Origin of the sequence: Nocardia sp. NPDC052316, assembly GCF_044547795.1 — a bacterium.
Lineage (GTDB): Bacteria > Actinomycetota > Actinomycetes > Mycobacteriales > Mycobacteriaceae > Nocardia.
Genome location: NZ_JBIUBB010000007.1, coordinates 325,225 through 351,408, shown reverse-complemented (window position 1 = coordinate 351,408; position 26,184 = coordinate 325,225). Strand labels below are relative to the sequence as shown.

The following is a 26,184-nucleotide window of genomic DNA, read 5'->3' as shown; positions in this document are numbered from 1 at the left end:
CTCCGTGTGCCACCTAGCTGATGCTTTCAGAGGCATGAGTTTATGGCAGAACTGGTCTTGGCGGGCATGAGGCCTGCGGGCTTAGCGTTCGATCTATGAACTCCCCGGATCCCCTCGTCATTGTCGGTGCCGGCCTGGCCGGCGCCACCGCCGCCCAGACGCTGCGCGCGGAAGGCTACGCGGGCCCGCTCGTCGTGATCGGCGACGAGCCGCGCCAACCGTACTGGCGGCCGCCGCTGTCCAAAGGCCTGCTGGCCGGGTACGCGGAGCCCGAGCACATCGTCGTTGCGCCACCACAGGATTGGGCGGACAACAACATCGACCTGCGCACCGGGATCTGTGTGCGGGAGCTGGATCCCGCGGCGCGAACGCTGACGCTCGAGGATGGTTCGTCCTTGCGCTACAGCCAGCTCCTGCTCGCCACCGGCGGCCGAGCCCGGCGGCTCCCTGGAATGGACGGTGCGCGCACGTTGCGCACCCTGCCCGACGCGCTCGCGCTGCGCGCGGCACTGACCGAGCAGCGCTCGCTGCTGGTCGTCGGAGCGGGACTGATCGGATTGGAGGTGGCGGCAACGGCCCGCTCGCTCGGGTGCGAGGTCACCGTCCTCGAAGTCGCAGGCGCACCGCTGGGCCGCGTGGCACCGCCGTGGCTCGGTGGCCTCTTCGCCGCGCTGCATCGACGCAACGGTGTGCGGTTCGGACTGGGTGTGCGCCTGGACCGGGTGATCGAAACCGACGACGGTGTGGTGGCGGTAGCGGAGGACGGGCGCACCAACTGGTCCGCCGACCTCGCGGTGGCTGCGGTCGGCATGGTTCCCGAGACGGGGCTTGCCGAACGCGCCGGACTCACCGTCAGCGACGGCATCGTCGTCGATGAATGGTGCCGTACCTCCGCGCCGGGGGTGTTCGCCGCCGGTGACGTCACCACGATCACCCACCCGTTGCTCGGCGGGCTGTACCGGATCGAGCATTACCGCCATGCCATGGAGCAGGCGACTGCCGCGGCGCGGAACATGCTGGGCAACAAGACTTCCTACGCACCGGTCCCGTCGGCGACGTCCGAGCAGTTCGGCACCCGACTGGAAATCTGCGGGTGGCCCGACGCGGCCGACGTCTACGGCGAGCAAGGCTGCTCGGTCCGCGGTGAACCGGGGGATCTGGATTTCTCCGCCCTGTTCTGGAAAGACGATCGCCTGGTAGCGGCGGCGTGTGTCGGCCGGAGCGGCGAATTCGAGCAGTGGCAACGGATCATCCGCGACCACCCCTACACCGAGGTCGACCGGCTCACCGATCCCGCAGTCGATCCGGCCACGATTGTCGGCTGACCAGCCGCGAGTTCAGAGAGGCTGCGCACCAATGCATCTGCGTATCGTCACGATCAACGTGCAGAACAAGGAGGGCGACCCCCGTCGACCGGCTCTGCTCAACCAGGAGTTGCGTCGCCTGGCCCCCGACCTGGTCGCGCTGTCGGAAGTCGTCGACAACGAGCAGCTCGACGCGCTGCTGGACGGCACCGGGTTGCACGGCACCCATCAGGCCGACGTGATGGCCTACACCCCGCCCTTCGTCGACCGCTACGGCGGCACCGCGGTGGCCAGCCGCTGGCCCCACCGGGTCGTGGAAGTGCTCGATCTGCGTCTCGCTGGTGCCGGGGACGTCCCCTGGTGCACGGTGGCGGCCGAGGTCCCGTTGCCCGGCGAAGGCGAGGTGCTGTTCATATCCACTACGGCCGCTTGGCGTTTGGATGCCGAAGCCGTCCGCGAGCAGCAGGCCGTAGCCCTCAGCGATCTCGATGCCAGGCACCGCACCGACCTACCCACGATCATCGCCGGTGATTTCAACGCCGAGCCCGACGCGGCAAGCATCCGCTATCTCACAGGCCGCCAATCGATCTCCGGACGCAGCGTGCATTATCACGACGCATGGGAGGTGGCCGGTGACGGACCCGGCCACACCTGGAGCGTCGAGAACGCCACTGCTGCCGCGCTATTCGAGCAGATCGTGCGGCAGCCCGGACATCGCCGCCGCCTCGACTACGTATTCACCGGCTCCTGGCACGCACACCCGAAGGCGCGCTGCGAGATTCGTGCCGCGCAACTCGCTTTCGATCGGCCCACCGAAGGTGTCTGGCCGAGCGACCACTACGGGGTAGTCGTCGACGTCGAGATCGGCAAGGACAAGTGAGGAATCGGCCGACCTACCCACGCTGACCGTCCGGAAGCGCGGCAGCCGATCTCGATCCGACAGGCTCGTCGGTGACCGGTGACCGGTGACCTAGCCCTGCCGCCGACGTATCGCTCCGGTGCTCGCTCACGCCGGTATGTGGTTGGGGGAGTTGGGGACCGGGATTTCGAATTGCCAGGGGCCGGGGAGGCTGGGGCGGGCGGCGGCCTGAGTGTGTAGGCGCAAGTAGTCCGCGCGGGGGAGGTCGATGGCGCCGAGGGAGGTGAGGTGGCTGGAGGGGATCTGGCAGTCGATGAGGGGGAAATCCCAGGCGGTCAGTTGGGCGCAGAGCCAATACAGCGCGACCTTGGAGGCGTCACGGGCGCGGGAGAACATGGACTCGCCTGCGAAGGAGCGGCCGCATGCGACGCCGTAGAGGCCGCCGACCAGGTCGCCGTCGCGCCATACCTCGACCGAGTGCGCATGGCCGACGTGGTGCAGCCGCAGGTAGGCCGCCATCATGTCGGGGCCGATCCAGGTTCCGGTCTCCTCGCCACGCGGTCCAGCGCAATGCGACATCACCTCGGCGAAGGCCCGATCCATGGTCACCCCGTAGTCGGCGTTGGTGACAGCTCGGCGATAGGACCTGCTCACCCGCAAGTCGGTCGGCACCAGAATGCTGCGCGGGTCCGGGCAGTACCAGTGGATCATTTCGCCGGGGTTGTACCAGGGAAAGATGCCCGCGGAGTAGGCGTCCAACAGCCGCTCCGGCGACAGGTCCCCGCCGAATGCGACCAGCCCGGACGGATCGGCGAGCTCGACAGGCGGGAACGGCTGGTCTGGATCGACCAGGTACATCCGCGTCAGGTCGGTAGCGTCGGTCACCGGACAAACATTACCGACCTGAGCGAACAGTCTCAGGGCTGCGACGGCGGGACGAATCCCCGAACGGGATCGGTCCGCGGAGCCGGCATTTCGGTACCCGACACATCGAGTGCCAGTGGTGCTGTACCAAGGCGTGTGGCCGGTACCTCTGTCGGCTCAGTCCTGGGTGGCGAGTGCTGCGGCGATGGACTTGGCGGCCGCTGGGAATCCGTTCGGGTTGGGGCCGGTGAAGTTCAGGCGTAGGTAGGGGCCCGAGGGCTCGGCGGGGAACCACTCGTGACCGGAGGCGACGTATACGCCGCGGGTTTCGCAGTCGCGGACGAGGCGGTCCGTGTCGGTGTTGTCCGGGAGTCGAGCCCAGAGGTGGAGGCCGCCGCGGGGTACGTGCTCGACGCGCAGGCGCGGGGCGTGCTCGATGAGGCTGCTGACGAGTAGCGCCCGGCGCTCGCGGAGTTGGCCGCGCAGCCTGCGCAGGTGGGTGTGCCAGCCGGGATCGGTGAGGACTTCCAGCGCGGCTTGCTGGAGCAGACCGCTCACGTACATGGATTCGGCGGACTGGTCGGCCAGGATTCGCTCGCGGGCCGGCCCGCGAGCGATGACGGCACCGACCCGGATGGTCGGCGACAGGCTCTTGGTCAGGGACCGGACGTAGACAACATGGCCCGCCGTGTCTCGGGTTGCTACCGGCCGAGGCTCGGTGTCGATCCCGAAGTCGTGCGCCCAGTCGTCCTCGACGAGGAAGGCGCCGTGCGCCCGGACGACCTCGAGTACGGCCTCGGTCCGCTCCGGGGACCATTGCGCCCCAGTGGGATTCGCGTAGTTCGGTTGGACGTAGCAGGCGCGGGCACCGGTCTCCCGGAGCGTACGGTCCAGCCCGGCCGGGTCGGGTCCTTCTGCGTCGCTCGGCACCGGCACCAGCCGGACACCGGACTGATGCGCCGCACGGATCGCGCCCCAGTAGGTGGGCGACTCGATCAGCAGCGGCTGTCCGGGAGCGACGAGTGCGCGAAACGTAGAGGTGAGTCCGCTTTGGCTGCCGGGGACGATGACGACGTCGTTCGCCGTGGGGGCGGCGAGACCGGCGGGTGTCTTGTCGGCCAGCTCGGTCGCGAACCAGGTACGAAGGTCGTTGAGCCCGGCGGACTCCGGTCGTGACGTGGCCGTGGATCCGCGCGCGGCGCGTGTCAGGGCCGCGCGAACCAGCCGCTCGGGCAACAGGTCTGCCTCGGGGTAACCGGAATGGAGCGCTTGCGCGTCGGCCGGCGCGGTACGCATGGTGCCGCCGACGCTCGGCAACGTGCGCCGCGGTGTCCCCAAAGCCGCTGTCTGCCAACCGAAATCCTGCGGACGCACGGGCCGCGGCGCGCGAACGAAGCTGCCGACGCCGGGGCGGCTCTCGATGAGGCCCTCGGCGGCGAGTGCCCGGACCGCCTTCTGCACGGTGACCGGGCTTGCGGCGTAGTCCGTCACCAGCTGACGCGTGGACGGAAGCTGCGCGCCCGGTGCGGCGGTCGCGATCCACGCGCGGATGCCGTCGGCGATTCGGCTGCTGCTATCGTTGAACATGTCAGTACAGAGTAGCGCTACTATCGAAGTGCGCACACCGCTACCCTCCCCGTTGTCCGGCGCGAGCTGGGGACTCATCGGTGTCGCAGCCTTCTCCATGACGATGCCACTCACGCGCATCGCCATCGGCGGACTCTCGCCGCTGTTCATCGGATCCGGTCGCGCGGTGGTCGCTGCCGTACTGGCGGCTGTGGCGTTGGCGGTCACCCGTCAAGCCCTCCCATCGGGTACGCAGTGGGTGCGGCTCGCCGTCGTTGCGGCGGGCGTTGTCGTCGGTTTTCCGGTTCTCACCTCGTATGCCCTCACCGTGACGCCCGCCAGTCATGGCGCCGTCGTAGTCGGGCTGTTGCCCGCGGCCACCGCGGTGATGGCCGTGCTGCGCACCGGCGAACGTCCGGCGCGCGCCTTTTGGCTGTTCTCTCTGGCCGGCGCGGTCGCCGCGGTCGTGTTCGCCCTGGTGGAGGGCGGCGGCCTCGGGGAAATCCACGGCGCCGACCTGCTGCTGTTCGGCGCGGTGATCGCGGCCGCGGTGGGGTATGCCGAAGGTGGCCTGCTCGCGCGGGAAATCGGCTCCTGGCAGACCGTGTCGTGGGCGCTGGTGCTGTCCGCGCCACTGATGCTCACGCTTGCCGGTGTCGCGGTCGCGGATCGGGCGCCTGCGGCCGGCGCGGTCGAATGGGCCTGCTTCGTTTACCTTTCGGTCGTCAGCATGTATCTCGGCTTCTTCGCCTGGTATCGCGGTTTGGCGATCGGGCCGATGGCGCGGGTCAGTCAGGTGCAGCTCGTTCAGCCGGTGCTGAGCATCTGCTGGGCGGCGCTACTGCTCGGCGAGCACATCGGCTGGCTCACGTTCGCCGGCGGGGCGGTCGTCATCGCCTGTGCGGGTGGTGCGGTGCGTACCCGGCTCGGTCTCGCCGAAGCCGTTGCGAAGGGCGACTTGAACTCCGTGCGCCGGTTGCCGGGAGCGTGCAGGAGATTCGACTATGGTCGGAAGGGTGTCCAAGACGCACGACTACGAACTGGATGTCACCTGGACCGGTAATACGGGGACAGGGACCAGCGGTTACCGGGACTACGAGCGATCGCACACCCTCAGTGCGGACGGCAAGCCGGAGATTCCGGGCACCGCGGACCCAGCGTTCCGCGGTGTGCCGGAGCGCTGGAATCCGGAGGAGCTGTTGGTGGCTTCGCTGTCGCAGTGCCACATGCTCTGGTACCTCGCGTTGTGCGCGCGGGCGGGCATCGTGGTCACCGACTACACCGATCACCCATCGGGCACCATGGTCGAAAACCCCGACGGCGGCGGCCGATTCACCGAAGTTGTGCTGCGTCCACGGGCCCGGATCACCGATCTTCAGCACCGCGAGCGCGCGCTCGCCCTGCACGAGCGCGCCCACGAGCTCTGCTTCATCGCCAACTCGGTCAACTTCGAACTTCGTTGCGAGCCTGAAGTTCTGGGGACCTGAGGATCTCGGACGGCACCCCAGCGGCGATCTCACCGAGAGGCAGGATCGAATCGGCGAGGCGTTCGATGACAGTCTCCTGGTGACTGATCACTATGAGGGCCAAGCCTTTTCGGCGTAGCTCCGCGAGTAGTTCGAGCACGAGATCTTGGGTGCTCGGGTCCAGTGACGAGGTGATCTCGTCGCAGATCAGGATGCGTGGTTCCGCGGCGAGGGCGCGGGCGATAGCGACGCGTTGTTGCTGGCCGCCGGACAGATGGGCGGGGCGGCGCAGTACCAGGCGGTCGTCCAGTCCGACGGCTTCGAGTAGACGGCCCGTCCGGTCACGGGCGGTGGTCGCGTCCACGCCGTGCAGTAGGCGCAGGGGGCGGCCGATCTGGCTGCCGACTCGATAGGACGGGTTGAGGGAGGTCGCCGGATTCTGGAAGACCAGTTGAATCGCGCGACGGTGCTCGATGGTTCGCCGGTCGACGCTGGGATGCAGTGGCGCGCCGTCGAGTTCGACGAGGCCGCGAGCCGGTGCGTGCAGTCCGGCCAGCGCCCGAGCGACCGTTGTCTTGCCCGCACCGGAACGGCCGGTGATGGCAAGACACTCGCCGGGGTGCAGCGTGAAGGATACGCCGTCCACGACCGGACGGGAGTTGCGGTGGGTCACGGCGAGTCCTTCGACCCGCAGCACCGGTGGAGTCTTCGGACGGAATGTGCGCGATGAGGTCGGCGCAGTGGGCTTCTGGTCGTGGCGCGGTGCCATCCCCACCACCTTGCCCCGGTCCAGTTCGAGCACCTCGTCGACCAGCGGTGCGATGGTGGGTAGATCGTGGGTGATGACGAGCAGGGTGGTGGTGTCCTTGATTGTGCGCAGTGTGCGCAGCAGTTGTTCGCGGGTCGCTGCGTCCAATCCGGTGGTCGGCTCGTCCAGCACCACGAGTGCGGGTTTGCCGAGCAGTGCCATCGCGAGCAGGACCCGCTGCTGCTGACCGCCGGAGAGCTCATGGGGGAAGCGCCGCTGAAACCCACGGTCAACGGGTAGATCCACTTCACGCAACGCACGGGCGACCGCGTCGGTATCGAATGTGCCGCGCAGGCGGGCGATTTCCCGCAGGGCGGTGCCGATGCGCATGGCCGGATTCAAACCGGTCGCGGGGTCCTGCGGCACATAGCCGACGGTGCGGCCTGCGCCGCCGAGACCGACCGTGCCGGAGGCTGTCAGCCCGGCGGGTAGCGCGCCGAGCACCGCCAACGCGAACGTGGTCTTGCCCGCTCCGGAAGGACCGACCACGGCAAGGCCGTGCCCCGACGGCACACGCAGCGAAATATTGTCCAGTACAACGGTTCCGGCGGCATCGTGAACCGTGAGTCCGTCGACCGTCAGCCCATCGGTGGTCGAGGCCGCCGAAAGGCCCGGCGACGCCGAGCGATTCACCTCGAAGGCCCGGTCGGTGACCATGTTGACCGACACCACCAGCGCCATGATCAACAGCGCCGGCGCGAGCACGGCCCACGGCTGCACGCCGAATCCCGGCCGATTCTCGGTGATCATGAGCGCCCAGTCGGGGGAGGGCGGGCGCAGTCCGAGTCCGAGAAACCCGCTGACCGCGACCATCGAAATGCTCGCCGACATCCGCACTCCCGCATCGGCCAGCACCACCGATCGCAGATTCGGCAGCACCTCGACCGCCGCGAGGCGCCACAGCGGTTCACCTCTGGCGCGGGCCGACTCGACGTACCCGGTGGTGGCGAGTTCCAGCGCGCAGGTGCGAACGATCCGGATGATCCAGGGCACCGAGGCCAGCGTCGCGGTCACCACGATCGCGACCGGCCCGGCGCCGAGCGCGGTCGCGATCACCGCGAGCAGCAGGAACCACGGCACGACGACGATCGCGTCGACCGGGAGCATGATCCAGCGGTCCAGGCCGCGGCGCAGACCCGCGAGTAATCCCAGCCCGAGGCCGAGCGCGTACGCCACGATCAGCACGAACCCGGCGAGCGACAGCAGCGGCAGCCCGCCGTGCAGCACCCGCGACAGCACATCCCGGCCGACCACATCAGTGCCGAAGAGGTGACGCCCCGTCGGCGGCTGGAACGGTGGCGCGACCACCGCGGTCGGCGCGTACGGCGCGAACACCGGACCGAGCAGCACGACGAGCAGCACCAGCACGGTGACCAGCAGCCAGCCGGAGCGAACCCGGCGTAGCGCCCTCATGCGCGCTCCGTCAGGGCCAGCCGGCGAGCCCGCGGGCTCACCAGCAGGGTCAGCAGATCGGCGATCAGGTAGATCGCGATCCCGACGGCGGCCATCAACACCGCGGCCGATTGGACGAAGGGAAAGTCGCGAGCGGAGATGGCGCGCAACAGTTCCTGTGACAGGCCTGGATAGTTGAACAGCGTCTCCACCACCGCGACACCGCCGATCAACCCGACGACCGAACCGGCGAGGGGGTAGATCGACGCCGACACCGCGTTGGGTGCGACGTGCCGCAGCAGCAGCCGCGGGCCGGTGACGCCGTTGAGGCGAGCGGTCCGAATGTAGTTGCCCGCCATGACTTCCGCGGTCTGCGCCCGCACCATCCGCACCGGATGCGGTGCCAGCCCGATCAGCAGACAGGTCACCGGCAGCACCAGGATCTCCGGCCGTTGCCACGCGGTCGCGCCGGTCGGCAGCAGCGAGACGGCGGGCAAGAGGTGCAGCGACAGCGACACCGTCGCCACCAGCAGCACACCGAACACGAAGGACGGCACCGATTCCGCCGCCAGCGCGACGGCGCTGATCACCCGGTCGGTCCGGGTCCCGGCGCGGGCTCCCGCCACCAGTCCGAGCACGATCGCCAGCGGGATCAACAGCGCGGCGGTGAGCAGCGCGAGGGTGACACTGTTGGTCGCGCGGCCGAGCAGCACATCACTCACCGGGCGCCCCGAGATCAGCGAATGGCCGAAATCGCCGTGCAGGAAGGCGAACAGCCACTCGGCGAAGCGCACCGGTGCAGGCCGGTCCAGTCCGAGCTCGGCGCGCAGCGCGGTCAACTGCTCGGGCGTGGGGTCACCGCCGCCGTCGCGGGACAGCAGCACCGTTGCCGCGTCCGAGTCCAGCGCTTCGAACAGGCAGAAAACCACGAGCGCGACGGCGAAGAGCACACCGATCCCACCGCCGACTCGCCGTGCGATATAGGCGATCACGGCGCTGCTACGTCGCCAGCCAGGTGGTGGCGTAGTTGGCCCAGTCGTCGGTGCCGGGCACCCCGTTGCGTACGCCGCGCACGTGATTCTTCGCCGCGTCGGGCCGTTTGGCGAAGCTGTGCAGGATGTACCCGCCCTCGTTCCAGAGTTCTTCCTGGAGTTCCCGATACAGCGCGCGGCGGCGCTGCGGGTCCATCGCGGCGCGGGCCTCGGCGAACTTCGCGTCCCACCCTGGCCGCCGCCAGCCGGTGCCGTTGCTGGGGGAGGCGCTGGTCATGGTCTGGCCGTAGAAGTAGTCGAGACTGTAGTTCCACCAACCGATGTGCGACAGTGCGGCTTTACCGCTGACCTGGGAGAAGTAGGTGTCCGCAGGCACCGATTCGAGCCGGATGTCGATCCCGGCGGCCTTCGCGTGCTCGGCGAACAAGGTCGCGGAGTCGAGCATGCCCGGCGAGCCGTCGGCGGTCGGCAGCGTGACCGTCAGGTTCTCTTTGCCCGCCTCCCGCAACAGCTCTCGCGCGCGCCGCGGGTCGTAGGTCCGCTGTGGCAGACCGTCGTGATAGAACGGTGCGCCCTTGCCGTAGACGTCGTTGCCGAGCTCGGCGTAGCCGTAATACACCGAGTCGACCATGGCCTGACGGTTTACCGCGAGACGCATGGCCTGCCTGACCCGCACATCGTCGAACGGCGGTGTGTCCACGCGCATCTGGAACGCGCCCATCAGGCCGGCGGGCGGGACCACCACGGTGGTACCAGGGTCGCGCTCCAGAGTGCGCGCCTGCAGGTACGAGATCTCGTGCACCACATCGGCTTCGCCGGACAGGAAGGCGTTGACCCTGGCCTCGGTCTCCGCGATCTGGATGATCTCCACCTCGTCGAGCAGGGGGCGACCGTCCCAGTATCGATCGTTGCGCCGCAACAGGGTTCGGTCACCGGGCGACCACCGCGCCAGCGCGAACGGGCCGGTGCCGACCGGCAGCGACGACCCGTCGATGGTGCCGGTACCGTCCTTCACGATGTAGCAATACCAGCCCGCCAGTACCGAACCGAAGTCGGCCAGCGGCGTTTTCATCGTCACCAGCACGCCCAGATCGCCGTCCGCGCGGGTGCGTGACATATCGATGTTGGCGAGATCGCCGGAGGACTTCTTGGCCGGGTCGAGCATCCGCTCGAAACTCCACAGCACGTCCCGGGCCGTCAGCGACGAGCCGTCGCTGAACACCACGCCCCGGCGCAGCGTGATCCGCCACTGACTGCCATCGGCATTGGGCTCCAACGACTCCGCGAGCCGATAGCGCAGCGTCAGATCGTTGTTGTACGCGACAAGCTTGTCCCAGACGTTCTTCGACACCGCGCCACCCGCCGAACTACCGGCCTCGTGCGGGTCGAGCACATCCGCGCTCGCCGAGCGCCCCGCGATCACCGACCGCAGGCGCCCGCCGGGCCGTGGCGGTCCATCCGGGGCCGCCGGGCCGCCGTCGGTGCCGCAACCCGCGAGCAGCCCGCCCATCGCGAGCGCACCCGCACTCCCGAGCAGAAAGGAACGGCGACCGAGCCCGGGCCGCACCGCTGTGTACTTGTCCATTGCCATCCTCGTGGGGTGAGATCCCGTGTACCACGGCGCAGGTATCCTGGCTCCCGGATCAACGCTTCCCGCCGGTCTTCCAGCCTGGGTAGGCCGTGACCATGAATCGGCGGATCGCTCCTCGGTGACAGTTGCGGGACAGCCCCGGATTCGCACCGGTGTTCCCTACGCCGGATTCAGACCATACCGTCTGCGATGCTGGACGCCGACGAGCAGTCGGATTGCGGTACGTTCGGGTATCCGGGGATGCGCGGGCCGGCAACCCTGGATGATGGTCGGATGCTTCCCACCGACCGCCTGACCCAGGCGGACCGTCGCCCAGCGGTGATCGATACGCCCCTCGGCACCGTCGAGTTCTCCGTCACGCTCGCGGCGGACGTGCTACCGGCCGAGTCGAATACCCTATGGCGGTTGGCGAATGGCTCGCATCTGCATCGGTGGCAGCACCGAACCGCTACGGTCGACCTGTTGCTCGGCGGCATCGACGTCAAGCCATGGGACGGCGGCGCACCGGTCCCGGTGTGGGCCGGGATCTGGCAGGTGCAGGCGTGCGCGGAGGTGTCCGGACTGATCGTCTCGGCCGCGCTGACCGACCTGCCCGCCGACGCCTATGGCGGCCAGGACTCCGCCGAATGCCTCGCGGCGGTGAGCGTAGAGAACGAGCACTTCATGGTGTCGATCGGCGGTCCCGATGCGGAGCTGCTCGCCATGCAGGCCGCGGATGGCCGGCTGATGCCCTCCCGCTGGGCGCACCTGGTGCCGACCGGCGTGGCCGACACCACCACCGAATGCGTTGTGCGCTACCCGGATTCGGCCTCGATCGCGTGGCATCTGCCCGGCCTGGCCGCCGGGGAAGCAGCCCGGCTGTGCATCGCGTGTGCCTGGTGTCCCCGCGACGACGAGCGACCGGCCGCCTGGTACGCAGTCGACATCCCGCTCGACACTGCCTATCTTCACCTCGTTGCCGAGCCGACCTGATCGGCGGCATCCAGCACACGTCACTGACCATTCTTTTCGATAAGGCTGCGTGTGGCACGCGTGCGCTCGGCTCGAATGTCATTAGCATTCGATAGGCCATCGAACGGGCGCAGTGTAAATCGAAGCCAAGAAAGGACAGCTATGACGGAGGAATTTCCCCCCGGTTATACGGCGCCGGGCCAGTACCCGCCGCCGGTCCCTGGTTCTCATCGGCGGCCGGGCAAGGGCCTCGCCATTGCCGCGCTGGTGCTGGGCATCCTCGCGCTGCTCACCTTCTGGACCGTGATCGGTGGCATCTTGTTCGGCCTCGCCGGGCTCGTCATCGGCATCATCGCCGCGGCACGGGCTCGCAAGGGAGCGGCCGAGGGTTCCGCCATGGCGATAACGGGCTTGGTGTTGAGCATAATTGCATTGGTCGTGACGGCGATCGCCATCGCGGTCGGTTTCGCGCTTTTCACTTACACCGGCGGTGACGAGTTCACCGACTGTGTGAACGACGCCGGTAACGATCAGTCGAAAATCGATCAGTGCGAACGGGATTGGCAGCAGACGGTGGAGAACAAATTCAGTGTCACCCTCAGTCCGCAGCCGACCAACTGAGGAGTTCGTTCCCTCCTCACCGAGAATTGGTCGCGGCCGAGGACGATCTCGTTGGACAGCTGTGTTGAGCAGTGTGCACGACGCCGACCTGCCGATGAGTGCGTGGCACCACGCCCGCGCTCCGGCAGGCGGCCGAGCCCCGCGTGACTACGGCACCGCGGGTCATTGCGCTCGGTCGGGCGGGTGCGTCTAACTTCCATTGTGAATATCTTCATCCGTGGATAATTGAGCGCGACCATACCTGCCGACCAGTCGGCATCGCCCGGTCGGATAAATTCATTCGGCGTGCTTACCAATTCGGCGCAATTCAAGTGCGCAGTAGGGGTCGACGCAAAGGCGGTGGGGGACTATGGTTGTGACCTACCAGCCCCAGTCCCGAATCAGACTCGACGCCGAGAAGTATTGCGGGGCACCGAAGTCCGCTGCCTGGTCCCAGCAGTCGACCACCTCTGTGTATTTAGGTGGAGTCATGTCCCCATATGTCGAATATTTGGATCGCCGCATCGCATTGGGCACCTTACGAATTCGAGCGGTCGGTATGCATTGGGGTTGATTCACCGCAGCTGAAACATTGTTGCGCACCGTCTCGTTGTCATGAGAATTCCCGCACAATTCGACCAGTCCCTGGCCGTGCGTATTGCGCTGCCCAAGACCACGAGAGAACGACATAAAGGAAAGGAGGTGACAAAAATGACGAAGATGCCTTACATCGAGCCCCTGGTGATCTGCCTGGGCGCGGTCGAGGACCACACCACGATCCTCTTCCGCGGCGTGCCTGATCTGGTGAGCCACGGCAACCTGGTCTAGCCGCACGCAGTGATCGACCCGTGGTCCCCTCCCATCGGCACGTGACGGGGGAGGGGACCACATTTCTCGGCGATTTTGAGAGGTTCCGCCATCATGGACCATTCCCCACTTACCGTGGACTACCTCGGTTGCGCCGGCCGAGCGAGCGTGCCGCGCGACGGGGCCCCCGTCGATTACGCCTGCGTGCCCTTCCTCGCGCGTAGCGTCCCCGTGAGCCCGAATTACTTGCGGCAGTGGACAAGAGCGGGAACACACCCGACTGCGCTACCCGCGCACACGGCTGATCGAGCCTATCTCGCGCTGGGCGGCACCCTCACCGGAGTCCTGGACGAGGCTCTCACCGAACGGATTACCGCCACGCTCCGGAGCGGACGGTACGCCGAGCTGGCCGAGCTACCGGGCGACCTGGTCGGTTGCCTCGTCACCGCCGATCGAGTCTTCCTGTTCCGCAGCCTGTTCACCCGGGACACCCTGTTCTACCAGCAGTCCGGCCACACGCTGGCCTGGTCCAGCGATCCCGCCGACCTCGTCCCCGACGACCTCGACCGGCTGGACCGGGAAACCCTCTGGCGAATCTGCCGTGGGGACAGCATCTTCGCCTATCCCGAGCTGGGATTGCTGCGCCCCGGCCACCTGCTGGTGTTCGACGGTGTCTCCACCGAGGTCGTCCAGTACGACCGGATCAGGCCGAAGCCGCTGCCGCGCGGCAGCACCGCGCGGGATTACGCGGAGCGGGCCTGGGAACTCCTCCTCGCCGCGACCCGCCCATACGCGCAGGCCGGTCCCGTCGGACTACTGCTGAGCGGCGGCATGGATTCCTCGGCCGTGGCCGCCGCGCTGGCCGCCAACGGCGCCGACGTCACCGCCTACCACCTGGGCACCGACGACCCGCTCGCCGACGAGTCCGAGTACGCCCGCGCGGTGTGCCGGCATCTGTCCATCCCGTTCGTGCCGATCATGACCGACACCGGTGCCGGGCACGTGAACGAGGACTGGCAATTCTCCCACCCGTACAACCACACCGGGTTTCGCTGGTTGGAGCAGATCGTGCAGCGGGTCCACCAGGACGGCATCGCACTGCTCACCTGGGGTCGCGACGGTGACCTGCTGTTCAGTCCGGCCCCGAATTACGGCGTGCGTGATGTGCTGTGGGGGCGGCTGAGCTTGTCGGAGAAGCGCCTGATGTTGCGGGGCCTGCTCTGTTCACGCTGGACGGTGACAGATCTGCTGAAGAGCGTCCGTCGCTCGTATTCGCTGGCGATCGATGCCGCGGCCTTCGGCGATTACACCCGGCGCCCTGACTTTCTCGTTCCCATGCCGAATGTGCGGTTCGAGTTGCCCGATCCGGAATTCGTGCCCGAGGAACAGACCACCGATCTGGCCCTGGCCTGGCCGCACGGCGTTCAGTTCTGCTCGCCGATGGCCGATCGGGCACTGTACGAGCTGATGACCGGCATGCCGGTGGCGTACCGGTGTATCTCCTACGGCGGACGCAACATCAACAAACCGGTGCAGCGGTTGATGCTCGAAGATCGGCTGCCGCCGTTGATTTGGCGGCGGCACGGCCGGTTGTGGCTGGGTTCGCCGCACGAGAACTACTGCCTGAACCACCCGCAGGTGCTCGCCGCGCTACTCGGGCCCGACTCCCTGCTTGCTCGGCTGAACATCGTCGACCCGGCGCAGGTCGTCGCCGTCCTCGGCCACCCATTGTCGACCCGCCGCCATGCGCAGAGCCTCATCTGCTCGGCCATGACCGAACTATTCCTGCGCAGTCTGGAAAGCCGGACCGCACATCCGGTGAGGAGCTGATCACCATGCCACTGCTGCAACTCGGCGAGGACGCCATCCTGGACACCACCGACGGCGTCGGCGTCATCATGGACTCCGGGGCGGGGGTCTACTTCGAACTCAATCCCGTTGCCACGCTGATGGTTCAGGCCGCGATGAGCTGCGACACCGTCGAAGACGCGGTCCGCGAGCTCGAGCAGCACATCGATGCGAGCGCCGAGACCTTGCGCGCCGGCCTCGGCAAACTGGTCGACCAGCTCGCCGAACACCGGCTCCTCGCGCGAACGGATGCCGCCAAATGACCGAGCTGGCACGTCAATTGGAGTCCATGCTGTCCGATATCGATGGCGTACCGGTGCCGCCGCGCCCGTCGTATCGGCTCCGCGGCTACGCGGTGCGCAGCACTTGGCGGGCGCTACGCCTGCTCGGTACACAGGGGTGGGGACCGGCTCATCGCTACCTGCGTGACCTGCGGCCCGGACCAGGCTGGCAGGCGTGTGCCGAACTGGCTCCGGCGGAGGCGATCCGGCTTGTCCGCCGCGAAATCCTGTTCAGCCAACTGGTTTTACGCACACTGCAGCCGAACGGGCTCTGTCTGCCGCGGTCGTTCTCACTGGGAACGTATCTTTCGGCCATCGGACTACCGGCTGAAGTCATCGTCGCGCGCGAGCGGACGTCCACCAACCCCAGCTATTCCTTCCACTCGTGGACAGAGCTGTACGGCGAGGTGCTCAACGACAGCCAAGACGTCACCGTGGGGTTCTCGGTGCTGCAACGGGTTTCGGCCCGAGCATTCAGCGGTTGACCATCGCTCTGAAGTCACCCCGGTTGACGAACCAACCCCGGTGCGCGGTCAGTTCACCGGTGCGCGGCGTTCGAGGAGAACAGTGTCGTGCCAGACATCGTCGAGTCGTGCGACGCGTTCGCGGATGCCGACGGTGCGATACCCGGCGCTGTGGTGCAGAGCAAGTGCGGTGCGGTTCTCGGTGAAGATCGAGCACTGCAATGTCCACAGGCCCGCGGCGTCGGCGGCGGTGACCTGCTTGTGCAGCAACGCTTTTCCCACGCCGCGACCGCGGTATTCCGCGCCGACGTAGACCGAGGTCTCCGCGACGCCGGAGTAGTGCGCCCGCGTGGAGGCCGGGCTCGCGGTGGCCCACCCGACGACCTCGCCGTCGAGCTCGGCGACCCAGCGGTGGTCGGGCAGCCAGTGGGATTCGAGGCTGGTGCGGCTCGGCACGGTGGTCTCGAAGGTGGCCAGGCCGGTGGCGATGCCTTCGGCGTAGATGCGACGCACGGCGGTCCAGTCCGCGGCCCGCATGGCGCGCACGGTGACATCGGCGGGCACGTCGTCGGGGCAGCAGGGGCGCGGCGCGAGCAAACCCATGACGGCGTCGGCGGCGTGCGGTAGCCCGGAGCAGCAGGCCTGGTTGACGGTGACGATGGTGGCCGTGCCCTCCTTGTGCAGGTGCACGAAGCCGACGTCGGCGAGTTTGCGGACGTGATGGGAGGTCGTGGACTGGCTGGTGCCGAGGATCTCGGTCAGCGCGCCGACGGTGATGCCCTTCGGTGTGGTCGCCACCGCGTGCAGGAGTCGCACCCGCACCGGCTCGGCCAGGCAGGCGAACCACTCGGCGTAGGTGGCGGCCTCGCTCGGCGGCAGGACCTGAGCTTGCGGCAGTGCGATGGGCATGCCACCGAGTATATCGATGTGCATCGATGGTTGCATTCATCGACCGTGGTCGATACTGTCGCGATTAATCGATACGGATCGATGGAAGCGAGAAGGTCATGAGTACTCTCCCTGTTGTTGTCGTCGGAGCGGGCCCGAGCGGGCTGGCCGCGGCCGCCGAACTCACCGTCCGCGGACTGCCCGTGCTGGTGCTCGAACGGGGCGCGCACGCCGGGGCGGCGGTCGGCGAGTGGAACCATGTGCGGCTGTTCTCCCGATGGGGAGAGCTCATCGCACCGGCAGCGCGGACGCTGTTGGCAGCCGACGGTTGGCGGGAGCCGAACCCGGACTCGTATCCGACCGGTGCCGAATGGGTCGAGCAGTACCTGCGTCCGCTCGGTGTCGCCCTGGGCGACCGGGTGCGGTTCGAGGCCGAGGTGATCGGTGTGGCCCGGCGTGGCCGCGACCGGGTGGTGGACGCCGGGCGCGACAGCGAGCCGCTGACCGTGCACGTGCGCACCGCCCACGGCGACGAACGGATCACCGCCCGCGCGCTGATCGATGCGTCCGGAACCTGGACCACCCCCAACCCCCTCGGCGGCGACGGGTTGCCTGCGATCGGGGAAGCCGCTGCGGCAGAGCGCATCTCGTACCGTGTCCCCGATCTCTCCGGTGCCGCCGGTGTGGCGCGGTACGCGGGTAAACATGTTGCCGTCGCGGGCAGTGGGCATTCCGCGCTCACCGCGTTGATCGTGTTGGCCGGGCTCGTCGAGCAGCACCCCGGCACGCGGGTCACCTGGTTGCTGCGCCGCGGGGAGATCGGTGCCGCGTTCGGCGGCGGCGCCGCCGACCAACTGCCCGCACGCGGCGCGCTCGGGCTCCGCGCGCAGGAGGCGGTCGCGGCCGGGCACATCGGCGTGGTCACCGGATTCCGCACCGAAACCGTGCAGCGCGCCGCCGACGGCCGCCTGGTCTTGATCCCCGCCGAGGGGCAAGCGGTGCGCGGGGTGGACGAGGTCGTGGCGCTGACCGGATTCCGTCCGGACCTGTCCTGGTTGGCGGAGGTGCGGCTCGGCTTGGACGCCACCTTGCAGGCGCCGATACTGCTCGCGCCGCTGATCGATCCGAACGTGCACTCCTGCGGGACGGTGTATCCGCATGGCGTGCGGGAACTTTCGCATCCCGAGCCGGGGGTGTTCCTGGTCGGGATGAAGAGCTACGGTCGTGCGCCGACCTTCCTGGCGATGACCGGGTACGAGCCGGTTCGCTCGATCGCGGCCGCATTGGCCGGTGATCAGGAGGCCGCCGAACGGGTGGAACTGGTGCTGCCCGAGACGGGGGTTTGCGGTGGGTCCGGGCTCTTCGACGCGCCGACCGAGGAGAGCGGTGGCGGTGGATGCTGCGCGGCACCCGCCGTGTTGTCCGCCTCGCCTACACCGGATGCGCGACCAGTACCGGGCAGTGTGCGTGCTGGACGAGGAAGTGACTTGTGGAGCCGAGCAGCAAGCCGGTGAATCCGCCGCGGCCGCGGCTGCCGACGACGATCAGCTGGGCCGTGTTCGACCATTCCGCTAGTTGCTCGGTGGGTTCGGCCCGGTACACCTTGCGGGTGACGGTGACGTCGGGGTACTTCTCCTGCCATCCCGCAAGGCGTTCGGTGAGGATCGCGTCTTCGGTCGACTCGATCTGTTCTCCGGTCACCAGGACGTACGGTTCACCCGCGAAATCGCCCAGCTGCCAGTAGTTCCACGAGTGAGTGGCGATGAGGTCGGTGCCGCGGGCGGACGCCTCGGCGAAGGCTGCTCCGATCGCGGCCTCGCTGACCGGGCCGCCGTCGATGCCGACCACCACCGGTCCGTCTTTTCGGAGGTACTGTGCGGTGCCGGTGTCGCGGACCACGACGATCGAGCCGTGCCCGTGGCTGACCACGGCGAGCAGTGTGGAGCCGAGGTGAGCGAGGGTGCCCAGATTGCCGGTGGCGCCGATCACGACGAGATACGCGGTGCGCGAATGCTGGATCAGCACTTCGGCGGCGGAGACGTCGGTCGTCTCCGTGGTGATGTCGAGGTCGGGAGCGACCTCGGTGGCGAGTCCGTGGGCGTCGGCGACGATCTTCGCGGCCTCGGTGCGGGCGGCATCGACGATCGAGGACGCCGTCACGTCGTAGCCGCCGACCACCGACGGCATGGCCGCAAGGTCGAGACCGTGGGTGATGAGCAGGGTGCGGCCACGTTGCGCGGCGACCTCGGCGGCCCATCGCAGGGCCAGGTCACTGCCCGGTGACCCGTCCACGCCGACCACGACCGGCGCTTTGGCTAGTCGGTGCGGGTTGCCGTGTTGGGTAGCCATAGTCTTTGTTGCCCTTCGTGATCAGAAGTTGTCGACACAACCGGCCACCTTTGTCGGCGGTCGGTGGGTAATTCCGCTCCGGGAAGCTGTTCTTGCCGGTCTGTTCCAGGTTCGCGCAGATCGCGATCGGTAGGCAGGGCCGTTGGTCCCCTGCCGAGGGGAGCAATGGCAGCATTCCCCGCGCATCGGACGATCCCGGCGCGGGCGGGTCGGCTGCGGATACCTCGCTACAGTTGCCGAAGGCCGGTGGCCGATTCGAACCGCAGAAGAGAGTGGTCGATCGCGAATCAGCAGGTGAACGAGCATGCGTTCCTGGAGATGATGTACGAGGACCCATTCTTCCCGAACCACGTGCTGGACAAAGGAACTCAGATTCTGCGGCGGCTGTGCGAACGGATCGAAGCGGAACAGCCTGCCGACCTCCACCGACTGTATGAGCTCACCCAGCGCGCCACGGAGGAGTTCAACGCGTTGGAAGCGGAGTTCGAGGCGGCGGGCAGCGGTATCGAAACCACCGCGCGAGAAGAGATCTGCGAGGAATTCTGTTTCGTCGCTGACGCATACGGATTCGAAGACGCGGATCCAGAAGAATTGACCGCCACCCGCGAGTGGTAACTGCCGTGGCCACAGCGATCTCGAGTCGGCGAGCAGAGTAGGAGTACTGGCACAGTGGTGCTATGACCAGGCTGAAGATCAGCTCCGCGGGCGGGAGTGAGACCGGGAATCGTTACCGCGCCAATTTCGATGTCATGCGCTTGGATCAGGAGCCCCTGCTCGCCGTCGTCGCGGACGGCATGGGCGACAGTGAAGGTAGCGCGCTCGCCGGACGGGCAGCAGTGGACACCTTCATCGAGCACGTGACTGCCGCCGACGGCAACGTCTCTCCGGAAGTCCTGCGTGCGGCTGTTGCGGCTGCTCAGCAGCGCGTGAGGGACATCGGTCGGCGGGTCGGCGGGCTGGCCGGATGCACCCTCACCGCGCTCGTCGGGTCGGCGACCGGGTACTGGATCACCCAGATCGGTGACTCCCGGGTCTACCGGCTGAGAGAAGGACTGTTGGAGTTGCTCACCACGGACCACACCATGGCCTGGCTAGGCGTGATCCACGGCTGGTACCCCATGGACTCACCCCAGGCCGCCGCCGCGCGCTATCACCTCACCCGATATGTCGGGCACGACGCGCATCCGGAGCCGGACGTACTGAGCGTGGCTGTACGACCGGACGACCGGTTTCTACTGTGTAGTGACGGTATCGCCGATCAGGTTGCCTACCAACAGATCCAGGAGATACTGAACGAGCGGAGCTCACCCGACGTGATGGTCTGGCGGCTGCTCTCCGCTGCTGATGCCGCAGGCGGGAAAGATAATGCCACGGCCATCGTCATCCACCTGGCTGCGCAGGAACCCGGGGACCGGCCCTAGACCTGGGCGTCCGACGTCGACGGTCAGGAAGGTCCGTGCCACTGCGGGAGTGCGAGGTCGGTTGGGTTGCCTTGGGCGGGGATACGTTCGAGGACACCACCGGCGAAAACATCGTAGAGCGGGAGCGTTTCGAGGTGGACGTAGCCGATGTGGCAGTCGCAGAGGGTGAGCGGGCAGGGTCGGGGCGTCAATGCGGTGCGGTAGGAGTTGTCGTAGAGATTGCCCAAGGGGTCGCGGACGAAATGGCAGCGGCGGACGGTGCCGTCGCCGTCGACGGAGATGACGGACGAACCGGTGCGGCAGGCCTGTCCCGCGGAGTGGTGAGGGTGCCGGCTGACGGGGAAGAGGGGGTCGATGGCGGTCCAGTACTCGGCTTGGGCGTCGGTGTAGGTGTGGCCTTCGGCGGCGTTCACCCAGAGGTAGACGTGATCGGGGAGATCTGCTCGTAGCTGTTGCGCGTGTTCGAGATGCGCTGGGACGCCGACAATTCCGACGCTGAAGCGGATACCTGCGCCGGCGAGCTGGTGGGTTTTGTCGAGGAAGCGGTGGTAGGGGGTCTGGCCGGGGTGGTAGGTGCACCAGAGGGCGAGGGTGGCGGGGTCGGCGTCGGACAACCAGTCGGTGCGGCAGCTGAGATTGGTCTGGATAGCCACGCGGTCGATATGGGGGGCGTGGGACAGCTCGACCAGTGCGCGTCGGTACCAGGAGCGCACCAGGCCTTCGCCCCACGGGGTGAACAGGAGGGACAGCCGGTCGCCGGCCTGCTGGTGCGCCCAGGTGGTGAATCGTTCGAGGCAGGCCCGGTCGGCGCGTAGTTGCTCGGTGCTGTCCCTGCGTTTGGCGAAGGGGCAGTACGGGCAGTCGTAGTCGCAGGACGCGAGTGGCCCGCGGTAGAGGATGGTCAGGTCCACGGTTATCGCAGTTCGTAGGCGGCCATCGCCGCTTGCACTGTGGCAGAGAAGAATTCGGGGCCGATGGCGTCGGAGTAGGCGAGGCCGTCTGGGGTGAGGCGCAGGCGGCCGGGTTCGGTGTCGGACAGCCACCCGCGGTCGTCGAGCGTCCGTAGTTCGGTGGGGAAGTCCCGCCACGGGTCGTTGCCGAACTGAAGTCGATAGTCCGCGGTCGCGAAGCCGTCGGCCTGCAACAGCGACTGGAGCAGGAACCTGCGCTTCGCTTCGTCCTGATCGATCGCGCGCCCGTGCACGGCGCGGCTGAAATCAGTTGTGGCGGTGTAGGTATCGATGATGGCGCGAACCTCCCGCATGGAGACCGCGTAGTCGAACGAGTAGTGCAGTTCGCCGGTGTAGGAGCGGGCGCCGCAACCGAGTCCGATCATGCCGTCGGTCTGGCAGGCGTAATCGTCGGGTCCCTGTGGCGGTGCGTCGGCTCGCCGGAACATGCGCATGGAGACCTGGGTGTAGCCGTGCGCGAGCAGATGATCGCGGCCCTCGGTGTAGCGGCGCAGCCGTTGCTCGTCCCAATCCAACTCTGCGACAGCGGGATCGGCATGCCGGGCGAGTCCGGTCAGCGGGCGCACGTAGAGCGGATAAAGGTAGATCTCTTCGGGTCGCCAGGCCAGCGCGGCATCGAGCGACAGTCGCCAACTCGCCTCGGTCTGACCGTCGATGCCGTAGATCAGGTCGATATTGAGGACCGGGATGCCGGTGTCGCGGATGCGTCCGAGGGCCGCCTCGACCTCCGCGCGTCGTTGGGGTCGCACGGCGGCGCGGGCCTCTTCGTCGATGAAGCTCTGCACCCCGATGCTCACCCGGGTGGTCCCTCGCTCGGCGAGTACGGCGAGTCGATCGGCGGTCGCGGTACTAGGCGACGTCTCGACCGACAGTGGGATGGACCGCAGGTCGGCACCCATCAGTACCTCGGCGATGTCGCACAGTCGCGACAGCTCGGCGGCCTCGAGATAGGTCGGAGTGCCGCCGCCGAACGCGGCGTTCGCGAAACGCACGGGTTCTCGGTCGCCGAGTGCCGCCCGCACCGCTCGCGCTTGCCGGGTGAGGGCGTCGAGGTAGCGGCCGGTGAGACCGTCCGGCGCGCCGACCCGGGTGAACAGATTGCAGAAGCCACAGCGCACTTCACAGAACGGGATGTGCAGATACAGCGAAAGCGCTTGTCTCGGTTGGTCTGCCCACAGATCGGCGAGCGCGGGACTCGGCGTCAGGGGCCGATACGCCGTCTTGTGCGGATACGCGTATACGTAGTTCTGGTAGGGCCGCGGTAGCGCGATGGTGTCGATCATGCGGAGGACTCCAGGAAGAAGTGGCTGTAGGGGACGGTCCAGACGGATTCGTGGCCGAGCCGGTGGCCGGTGTAGCCGTCGTCGCCGTAGGCGGTGCCGTGGTCGGAGCAGACGATGGCGAAGCAGCGCCGCCGCGAGCGCACGGCGTCGAACAGGCGGCTAATCTGTCCGTCGATGTATTGCAGAGCGGCAGCGTGTGTTTCGCGACTGTCCCCGGTTTCCCGGGTGGCTCCTGGTAGGTGGAACCAGTTGGGTTGATGGAGTGCGGAGGCGTTGAGGAACAAGAAGAGTCGTTGCTCGGCGGGGAGATCGGCGACCACCTTCTCGGCGCAGGCCACCTGTGCTTCGAACGAACTCGGCGATGCCACCGAGAAGTCCGGCTCCCAGTGGCTTTCCGCGAACAACCCGGGCAGCACGTTGCCGAGGGCGCCTTGCTTGTTGAAGAAGCCGACGCCGCCGATGCACACCGTGTGATAGCCACGGTCGGCGAGCGCGGTCACGAGGTCGGGGGAGGAGTCGAACACGAAGGTGCCGTCGGCGGTCGTCTCACTACCGGCGAAACGGGCGGCGAACAGGCGCGGGTGCGGGCCCGGCGCGGCGGGCGTCGGCAGGAATCCGGCGAATATCGCCTGATGGGAGGCGAAGGTGAAGTTGCCGGGAGCGTGCCGCCGCTCCCACGTGCCGCCGGGAAGATGGGCGGACAGGTTCGGTAGTTTACCGGCGGCCGCGAGCTCGACCGCAACGTCGTAGCGCAGGGTGTCGAGGGTGAGTAGCAGCAGATCATCGCGGCCGACGACCTCGTTCATATCAGGCCGGTGCATACTTCTCCTTCGATGAATCGCGCAGTCGGGCAACGAAATCTGGTGCCGCGAGCAGTTGGGCGGTGTAGGTGTCGAGTCCTGCGGCGGGGCCTTCCGGTAGTCCGGTGAGTCGCGGGAGCAGGTCACCGAACGCGTTGACCTCGCCGACCGTGAACCGCCGCCAGCCGATCGCGGGCAGTAGATCGACACCGACGCAAAGCGTTCCGGGGAAGCACGCGGCGGCCCGCTCGCAGATCGTCAGCGCTTCGCCCCAGTGCTCGCCCGCCGCCGCGCGAACGGCGGCGAGGTCGCCGCGGGCGCCGCCCAAATGCAGATTGGTCATCGGCGCTCGGCTCGTGCGCACCACCGCATGGGTGGCGCGGCCCGCGACGACGAGCACCCGTAGGTCGGCGGTCCGGCCGTCCAACGCGGCTTTCGGCACCCACTGTTCGATGTGCAGCCCATCGGGTGCGAGCCGGTCGACGATCGCGGCGATCTCGGATTCGCCGGTGTAGCAGCGGATTTTGAGCGAGTTGTGTAGCAGGCCACCGGGCGCGACCTCCACCGAAGTGGTGGCCCGCAGCCGACCTGTGCTGGTCGACTCGATCGCCAGCACACCCGATGCGGAGGATCCGTGCGCGAGCTTCACGAAGACGCGGGGTAGACCCGCGTCGCGCATGCGATCTCGCACGTCGGTCCAGCCTTGTACGGGCGCCGCGGTACCGGAGGTGGGCGAGCGCGGCACCGGTACGGCCGCGGCGTCGAGGCGGGCATGGCACAGTCGCTTGTCGAACAGCAGCGCCAGCTCCGCCGGATCGTCCAAGCGGATACCACCGCGCAGCGATCCGACCGCGGTGCGGAATCGCGCGTACCACCGCGCGGAACCTTCCACGCGGGTCGGGTCTTGCGTACCGCGTAGCAGTTCGTCCACCTCCGGGTTCTCCCCGGGCGAATCGAGCCGGACGATCTCGTCGTCGGTGAAGTCGTGCCCGCCGTCGCGCAGCACGTCCCGCCACTCGACGACCCGCGGCGCGGCCACACCCGCCGCGCGCGCGGCGTCGAGAAACAAGCCGACCCGGCGATTCGCGTTGTTGCCGACGACTACCCAGCGCCGCGACTCACTCACCGACCGCGACGAAGCGCCAGACAGTGCCCCCGTCCTCATCTTCGTCGGAGTAGGCGTCGTCGGAATCCAGATCCAGCTTCACCCCGGCAGGCGTCAGAGCCTCGGTCAGCCGGGTGCACATCGCCGCGGACAAGTAATTGTGGTGCAGGTCCAGGAATTTCAGGTGAGTGAGCGGCTGCCCGGTGAGCAGGGCTGCGGCGCCGTCGTCGGTGAGCACGCCCATCGAAACGTCGAGCACGTCGAGGCGGGCCAGCACCGGCGCCGACGCCAGCGCGGCGCAGATCTCGTCCTGGATCTCGCTGTTGCGCAACGCGAGATGCCGCAGGCTCGGTAGCCGGGTGCCGGCCAGGATCGGGGCGAGATCGGCGACGCCCGCGTCGCCGCCGTACTCCGAGGTGCCGAGCCACAGATCTAGGTGGGTGAGTGCGGGCAGGTCGCTCGCGGCGATCCCGCGCACCACCTCGGCGGACATCCCGCCCGTCTGCACGGTCAGCTTGCGCAGGCGTTCGTGCCGGATCGCCGGGAACACCAGTTCCTGACCGCCGCGGATACCGAGCTCGGTCAGCTCCGGGAAGGCCTCGAGCAGCACCGTCGGTTGGCCCTGGTGGATCCAGGAGATCTCGCACTCCTCACCGACGATGTCGCCGAGGAACAATGCGCGCAGGGCGGGGAACCGATTCTTGGCCTCGAGCAAGGCGTCGAACACCTCATCCGGCTTGGTCTCGTACGCCTCGGTCCAGCAACCCACGATGAGTGCCCGCACTTCGGTGGAGTCGACGGTGTCGAGAAACTCCGCGAAGGCCGCGGCCCAGGATTCTTCCGGTTCGTACGAGGGGACCCCGATGCGCCAGGCGACCGAGTCGGTGACCGGCAGTACGACGCCCGCGGACTTCCCCGGGCCTCCCGTATCGGCGGTGGGGAAGTCGTACGCGGGCAAGCCGCCGAACTCCTGCAAGTGATCGCCGACGCTCATGCCCGCACCTCGCCGACGCTCGGCTCCGGCCTGCGCGTCGCGCATTGCGACACGATTCGCTCGCTCATACGTCCCCGCCCCTTCTGTCCTGTTTCGGTAGTGATGGGGTGAGTTCTACCAAGCCCCACCGACATCCGGCGCAGCGGGCGGGGTTTGTCGGTGCCCGCCGCTACCGTCCTCGGCACGGCACCGATCTCGGGCCGGCGGTGGGAGGAGAAATCATGTATCGGCAAGGCGACGTCCTGATCGTTCCGTTGGCTGCGAGCGCGGTACCCGAAACGGCCGTGCACGCGGTGTCGGAACCCCGCGACGGCCGCGGGCGACTGGTCCTCGCGCTCGGCGAAGTCACCGGGCACGCGCACGCGATCGCCGGTCCCGGCAGATTGATTCGCGAGGCGAGTGCGTTCGGGCCGATGCTGCTGGACCTGCCCGAGGGCGGGCGCGTCGTGCACGAAGAACACGCGCCCATCACACTGCCGAAGGGGTGGTATCGGGTGGTGCGCCAACGGGAGTACGTGCCGGGGTCGGTACGAATCGTCGCCGACTGAACATCACAGCGTCAGAAGACCTTACGAGCACG

Annotated in this window: 25 protein-coding genes and 1 riboswitch; of the genes, 13 read left to right on the top strand and 12 right to left on the bottom strand. The window is 67.8% G+C overall.

Annotation, left to right across the window (positions count from 1 at the left end; translation table 11 throughout):
• Positions 1 to 95 precede the first annotated feature (95 nt).
• Together ACIHA7_RS33140 and ACIHA7_RS33135 are read left to right on the top strand one after the other, a co-directional pair.
• Entirely contained in the window at positions 96 to 1,325 is a 1,230-nt protein-coding gene (locus tag ACIHA7_RS33140) for an NAD(P)/FAD-dependent oxidoreductase (RefSeq protein ID WP_397295065.1), read from the top strand.
• 31 nt (positions 1,326 to 1,356) lie between these two features.
• Positions 1,357 to 2,184 carry an endonuclease/exonuclease/phosphatase family protein gene (locus tag ACIHA7_RS33135; RefSeq protein WP_397295063.1) on the top strand — a complete coding sequence of 276 codons (828 nt, stop codon included), beginning with the start codon at positions 1,357 to 1,359 and terminating at the stop codon, positions 2,182 to 2,184.
• Between the two features lie 126 nt (positions 2,185 to 2,310).
• Here the strand turns inward: ACIHA7_RS33135 and aat are convergent, their stop codons facing one another.
• Both aat and ACIHA7_RS33125 read right to left on the bottom strand, forming a co-directional pair.
• The gene (gene aat / locus ACIHA7_RS33130; protein WP_397295062.1) at positions 2,311 to 3,048 is read right to left on the bottom strand and encodes a leucyl/phenylalanyl-tRNA--protein transferase; all 738 of its coding nucleotides are present in this window, start codon (positions 3,046 to 3,048) and stop codon (positions 2,311 to 2,313) included.
• A gap of 156 nt (positions 3,049 to 3,204) precedes the next feature.
• Positions 3,205 to 4,614, bottom strand: a complete 1,410-nt coding sequence (locus tag ACIHA7_RS33125) for a PLP-dependent aminotransferase family protein (RefSeq protein ID WP_397295060.1) — start codon at positions 4,612 to 4,614, stop codon at positions 3,205 to 3,207.
• Here ACIHA7_RS33125 and ACIHA7_RS33120 point away from each other — a divergent pair.
• Positions 4,613 to 5,656 (top strand): DMT family transporter, encoded by a 1,044-nt coding sequence (locus tag ACIHA7_RS33120; protein ID WP_397295058.1) that lies wholly within the window; start codon positions 4,613 to 4,615, stop codon positions 5,654 to 5,656. The genes ACIHA7_RS33125 and ACIHA7_RS33120 overlap by 2 nt on opposite strands.
• The gene (locus tag ACIHA7_RS33115) at positions 5,598 to 6,080 is read left to right on the top strand and encodes an OsmC family protein (protein WP_397295056.1); all 483 of its coding nucleotides are present in this window, start codon (positions 5,598 to 5,600) and stop codon (positions 6,078 to 6,080) included. Before ACIHA7_RS33120 ends, ACIHA7_RS33115 begins: the two co-directional genes overlap by 59 nt.
• Here the strand turns inward: ACIHA7_RS33115 and ACIHA7_RS33110 are convergent.
• Genes ACIHA7_RS33110 through ACIHA7_RS33100 form a run of 3 tightly spaced genes read right to left on the bottom strand, consistent with a single transcriptional unit; the run spans position 6,037 to position 10,836 of the window.
• The gene (locus ACIHA7_RS33110; RefSeq protein ID WP_397295055.1) at positions 6,037 to 8,280 is read right to left on the bottom strand and encodes an ATP-binding cassette domain-containing protein; all 2,244 of its coding nucleotides are present in this window, start codon (positions 8,278 to 8,280) and stop codon (positions 6,037 to 6,039) included. The two genes, ACIHA7_RS33115 and ACIHA7_RS33110, sit on opposite strands and share 44 nt — an antisense overlap.
• A complete protein-coding gene (locus ACIHA7_RS33105) occupies positions 8,277 to 9,251 on the bottom strand; it encodes an ABC transporter permease (RefSeq protein WP_397295053.1) in 975 nt (324 codons plus the stop codon). The genes ACIHA7_RS33110 and ACIHA7_RS33105 overlap by 4 nt, the downstream gene beginning before the upstream one ends.
• Before the next feature lie 7 nt (positions 9,252 to 9,258).
• Positions 9,259 to 10,836 carry an ABC transporter substrate-binding protein gene (locus ACIHA7_RS33100; RefSeq protein ID WP_397295052.1) on the bottom strand — a complete coding sequence of 526 codons (1,578 nt, stop codon included), beginning with the start codon at positions 10,834 to 10,836 and terminating at the stop codon, positions 9,259 to 9,261.
• An 18-nt stretch (positions 10,837 to 10,854) separates the two neighbouring features.
• Positions 10,855 to 11,059, bottom strand: a riboswitch (cobalamin riboswitch).
• Between the two features lie 56 nt (positions 11,060 to 11,115).
• Here ACIHA7_RS33100 and ACIHA7_RS33095 point away from each other — a divergent pair.
• The 5 genes from ACIHA7_RS33095 to ACIHA7_RS33075 all read left to right on the top strand — a co-directional run bounded on the left by ACIHA7_RS33095 (position 11,116) and on the right by ACIHA7_RS33075 (position 15,814).
• Positions 11,116 to 11,814 carry a hypothetical protein gene (locus tag ACIHA7_RS33095; protein WP_397295050.1) on the top strand — a complete coding sequence of 233 codons (699 nt, stop codon included), beginning with the start codon at positions 11,116 to 11,118 and terminating at the stop codon, positions 11,812 to 11,814.
• A 141-nt stretch (positions 11,815 to 11,955) separates the two neighbouring features.
• Complete coding sequence (locus ACIHA7_RS33090) at positions 11,956 to 12,414, top strand: DUF4190 domain-containing protein (protein ID WP_397295048.1); 459 nt, start codon at positions 11,956 to 11,958, stop codon at positions 12,412 to 12,414.
• Between the two features lie 900 nt (positions 12,415 to 13,314).
• Entirely contained in the window at positions 13,315 to 15,030 is a 1,716-nt protein-coding gene (locus ACIHA7_RS33085; protein WP_397295047.1) for an asparagine synthase-related protein, read from the top strand.
• Between the two features lie 5 nt (positions 15,031 to 15,035).
• Positions 15,036 to 15,311, top strand: coding sequence for a PqqD family protein (locus ACIHA7_RS33080; protein ID WP_397295045.1), 276 nt, complete (start codon positions 15,036 to 15,038; stop codon positions 15,309 to 15,311).
• Positions 15,308 to 15,814, top strand: coding sequence for a lasso peptide biosynthesis protein (locus ACIHA7_RS33075; protein WP_397295043.1), 507 nt, complete (start codon positions 15,308 to 15,310; stop codon positions 15,812 to 15,814). Before ACIHA7_RS33080 ends, ACIHA7_RS33075 begins: the two co-directional genes overlap by 4 nt.
• A gap of 48 nt (positions 15,815 to 15,862) precedes the next feature.
• On the opposite strand, the gene ACIHA7_RS33070 is transcribed toward ACIHA7_RS33075, so the two are convergent.
• Entirely contained in the window at positions 15,863 to 16,702 is an 840-nt protein-coding gene (locus ACIHA7_RS33070) for a helix-turn-helix domain-containing GNAT family N-acetyltransferase (protein WP_397295041.1), read from the bottom strand.
• A 98-nt stretch (positions 16,703 to 16,800) separates the two neighbouring features.
• Between ACIHA7_RS33070 and ACIHA7_RS33065 the strand changes: the two genes are divergently transcribed.
• A complete protein-coding gene (locus ACIHA7_RS33065) occupies positions 16,801 to 18,195 on the top strand; it encodes an NAD(P)-binding domain-containing protein (RefSeq protein ID WP_397295039.1) in 1,395 nt (464 codons plus the stop codon).
• Here ACIHA7_RS33065 and ACIHA7_RS33060 read toward each other — a convergent pair.
• A complete protein-coding gene (locus ACIHA7_RS33060) occupies positions 18,113 to 19,030 on the bottom strand; it encodes a universal stress protein (protein WP_397295037.1) in 918 nt (305 codons plus the stop codon). The two genes, ACIHA7_RS33065 and ACIHA7_RS33060, sit on opposite strands and share 83 nt — an antisense overlap.
• Positions 19,031 to 19,276: 246 nt before the next feature.
• On the opposite strand from ACIHA7_RS33060, the gene ACIHA7_RS33055 reads away from it, so the two are divergent.
• Together ACIHA7_RS33055 and ACIHA7_RS33050 are read left to right on the top strand one after the other, a co-directional pair.
• Positions 19,277 to 19,645, top strand: a complete 369-nt coding sequence (locus tag ACIHA7_RS33055) for a DUF5713 family protein (RefSeq protein ID WP_397295035.1) — start codon at positions 19,277 to 19,279, stop codon at positions 19,643 to 19,645.
• A 62-nt stretch (positions 19,646 to 19,707) separates the two neighbouring features.
• On the top strand, positions 19,708 to 20,451 hold the full coding sequence (locus ACIHA7_RS33050; RefSeq protein ID WP_397295033.1) for a PP2C family protein-serine/threonine phosphatase: 744 nt from the start codon (positions 19,708 to 19,710) through the stop codon (positions 20,449 to 20,451).
• A gap of 23 nt (positions 20,452 to 20,474) precedes the next feature.
• Here the strand turns inward: ACIHA7_RS33050 and ACIHA7_RS33045 are convergent, their stop codons facing one another.
• The 5 genes from ACIHA7_RS33045 to ACIHA7_RS33025 are packed head-to-tail and all read right to left on the bottom strand — an operon-like array spanning position 20,475 to position 25,604.
• Entirely contained in the window at positions 20,475 to 21,362 is an 888-nt protein-coding gene (locus ACIHA7_RS33045) for an STM4011 family radical SAM protein (protein ID WP_397295032.1), read from the bottom strand.
• 2 nt (positions 21,363 to 21,364) lie between these two features.
• Positions 21,365 to 22,705 (bottom strand): STM4012 family radical SAM protein, encoded by a 1,341-nt coding sequence (locus ACIHA7_RS33040; RefSeq protein ID WP_397295030.1) that lies wholly within the window; start codon positions 22,703 to 22,705, stop codon positions 21,365 to 21,367.
• Positions 22,702 to 23,526: an STM4013/SEN3800 family hydrolase gene (locus ACIHA7_RS33035; RefSeq protein ID WP_397295029.1), complete on the bottom strand. Its 825-nt coding sequence runs from the start codon at positions 23,524 to 23,526 to the stop codon at positions 22,702 to 22,704. Before ACIHA7_RS33035 ends, ACIHA7_RS33040 begins: the two co-directional genes overlap by 4 nt.
• On the bottom strand, positions 23,513 to 24,631 hold the full coding sequence (locus ACIHA7_RS33030) for an STM4014 family protein (RefSeq protein ID WP_397295028.1): 1,119 nt from the start codon (positions 24,629 to 24,631) through the stop codon (positions 23,513 to 23,515). Before ACIHA7_RS33030 ends, ACIHA7_RS33035 begins: the two co-directional genes overlap by 14 nt.
• Complete coding sequence (locus tag ACIHA7_RS33025; RefSeq protein ID WP_397295026.1) at positions 24,624 to 25,604, bottom strand: STM4015 family protein; 981 nt, start codon at positions 25,602 to 25,604, stop codon at positions 24,624 to 24,626. The genes ACIHA7_RS33030 and ACIHA7_RS33025 overlap by 8 nt, the downstream gene beginning before the upstream one ends.
• 221 nt (positions 25,605 to 25,825) lie before the next feature.
• Between ACIHA7_RS33025 and ACIHA7_RS33020 the strand changes: the two genes are divergently transcribed.
• A complete protein-coding gene (locus tag ACIHA7_RS33020) occupies positions 25,826 to 26,152 on the top strand; it encodes a hypothetical protein (RefSeq protein ID WP_397295025.1) in 327 nt (108 codons plus the stop codon).
• Positions 26,153 to 26,184 lie beyond the last annotated feature (32 nt).

What these genes read in the sequence shown, in the direction of transcription:
- ACIHA7_RS33140 (WP_397295065.1), top strand. Translation starts at nt 96, where the DNA reads ATGAACTCCCCGGATCCCCTCGTCATTGTCGGTGCCGGCCTGGCCGGC.
- ACIHA7_RS33135 (WP_397295063.1), top strand. Translation starts at nt 1,357, where the DNA reads ATGCATCTGCGTATCGTCACGATCAACGTGCAGAACAAGGAGGGCGAC.
- ACIHA7_RS33120 (WP_397295058.1), top strand. Translation starts at nt 4,613, where the DNA reads ATGTCAGTACAGAGTAGCGCTACTATCGAAGTGCGCACACCGCTACCC.
- ACIHA7_RS33125 (WP_397295060.1), bottom strand. Translation starts at nt 4,614, where the DNA reads ATGTTCAACGATAGCAGCAGCCGAATCGCCGACGGCATCCGCGCGTGG.
- ACIHA7_RS33115 (WP_397295056.1), top strand. Translation starts at nt 5,598, where the DNA reads ATGGTCGGAAGGGTGTCCAAGACGCACGACTACGAACTGGATGTCACC.
- ACIHA7_RS33110 (WP_397295055.1), bottom strand. Translation starts at nt 8,280, where the DNA reads ATGAGGGCGCTACGCCGGGTTCGCTCCGGCTGGCTGCTGGTCACCGTG.
- ACIHA7_RS33100 (WP_397295052.1), bottom strand. Translation starts at nt 10,836, where the DNA reads ATGGACAAGTACACAGCGGTGCGGCCCGGGCTCGGTCGCCGTTCCTTT.
- ACIHA7_RS33095 (WP_397295050.1), top strand. Translation starts at nt 11,116, where the DNA reads ATGCTTCCCACCGACCGCCTGACCCAGGCGGACCGTCGCCCAGCGGTG.
- ACIHA7_RS33090 (WP_397295048.1), top strand. Translation starts at nt 11,956, where the DNA reads ATGACGGAGGAATTTCCCCCCGGTTATACGGCGCCGGGCCAGTACCCG.
- ACIHA7_RS33085 (WP_397295047.1), top strand. Translation starts at nt 13,315, where the DNA reads ATGGACCATTCCCCACTTACCGTGGACTACCTCGGTTGCGCCGGCCGA.
- ACIHA7_RS33080 (WP_397295045.1), top strand. Translation starts at nt 15,036, where the DNA reads ATGCCACTGCTGCAACTCGGCGAGGACGCCATCCTGGACACCACCGAC.
- ACIHA7_RS33075 (WP_397295043.1), top strand. Translation starts at nt 15,308, where the DNA reads ATGACCGAGCTGGCACGTCAATTGGAGTCCATGCTGTCCGATATCGAT.
- ACIHA7_RS33070 (WP_397295041.1), bottom strand. Translation starts at nt 16,702, where the DNA reads ATGCCCATCGCACTGCCGCAAGCTCAGGTCCTGCCGCCGAGCGAGGCC.
- ACIHA7_RS33065 (WP_397295039.1), top strand. Translation starts at nt 16,801, where the DNA reads ATGAGTACTCTCCCTGTTGTTGTCGTCGGAGCGGGCCCGAGCGGGCTG.
- ACIHA7_RS33060 (WP_397295037.1), bottom strand. Translation starts at nt 19,030, where the DNA reads ATGGCTACCCAACACGGCAACCCGCACCGACTAGCCAAAGCGCCGGTC.
- ACIHA7_RS33050 (WP_397295033.1), top strand. Translation starts at nt 19,708, where the DNA reads ATGACCAGGCTGAAGATCAGCTCCGCGGGCGGGAGTGAGACCGGGAAT.
- ACIHA7_RS33040 (WP_397295030.1), bottom strand. Translation starts at nt 22,705, where the DNA reads ATGATCGACACCATCGCGCTACCGCGGCCCTACCAGAACTACGTATAC.
- ACIHA7_RS33035 (WP_397295029.1), bottom strand. Translation starts at nt 23,526, where the DNA reads ATGCACCGGCCTGATATGAACGAGGTCGTCGGCCGCGATGATCTGCTG.
- ACIHA7_RS33025 (WP_397295026.1), bottom strand. Translation starts at nt 25,604, where the DNA reads ATGAGCGTCGGCGATCACTTGCAGGAGTTCGGCGGCTTGCCCGCGTAC.
- ACIHA7_RS33020 (WP_397295025.1), top strand. Translation starts at nt 25,826, where the DNA reads ATGTATCGGCAAGGCGACGTCCTGATCGTTCCGTTGGCTGCGAGCGCG.